This is a genomic window from Streptomyces lancefieldiae, from assembly GCF_031845825.1.
Taxonomy (GTDB): domain Bacteria; phylum Actinomycetota; class Actinomycetes; order Streptomycetales; family Streptomycetaceae; genus Streptomyces; species Streptomyces lancefieldiae.
This window is the reverse complement of record NZ_JAVRFH010000317.1, coordinates 1-460: the sequence shown is the minus strand read 5'-3', so window position 1 is coordinate 460 and position 460 is coordinate 1. Positions and strand designations below refer to the sequence as shown.

The 460-nt window shown below is 64.1% G+C and carries 1 pseudogene; it reads left to right on the top strand.

The features are described from left to right. Positions 1-156: 156 nt before the first annotated feature. A pseudogene (locus RM812_RS42325) lies at positions 157-460 on the top strand (sugar ABC transporter substrate-binding protein); the annotation flags it as partial.

Below are 460 nucleotides of genomic sequence, written 5' to 3'. Positions count from 1 at the left end.
TCTGCGGGCACCTGCTGCACGACAGACTATTTCTGTCAATGATTTACGAAATCAGCGCGACATCTTGCGGGTATTCGTCGGTGGTGGTTGAGTGTGCTCCGCGCCACAGCTCCTGGCTGTGGGCTTCCCGCACTCCTGCCCTAGAGGGGTCCACCGATGAGAAGTCCTGTTCTCCGTCGTACCTGTGCCACCGCCGTCGCCACCGCCCTGGCCGTCACCGGTCTGGCCGCCTGCAACTCCGAGGGCGGGAGCGCGGCGGACGGCAAGACGCGCATCACCGTCAACTGCCGGCCCCAGCCGAGTGCGAAGATCGACCACCAGCGGTTCGACGAGGACGTCAAGACGTTCGAGAAGCAGAACCCGGACATCGACGTCGTCGCGCACGACGCCTTCCCGTGTCAGGACCCCAAGACGTTCGACGCGAAGCTCGCGGGCGGTCAGATGGAGGACGTCTTCTACA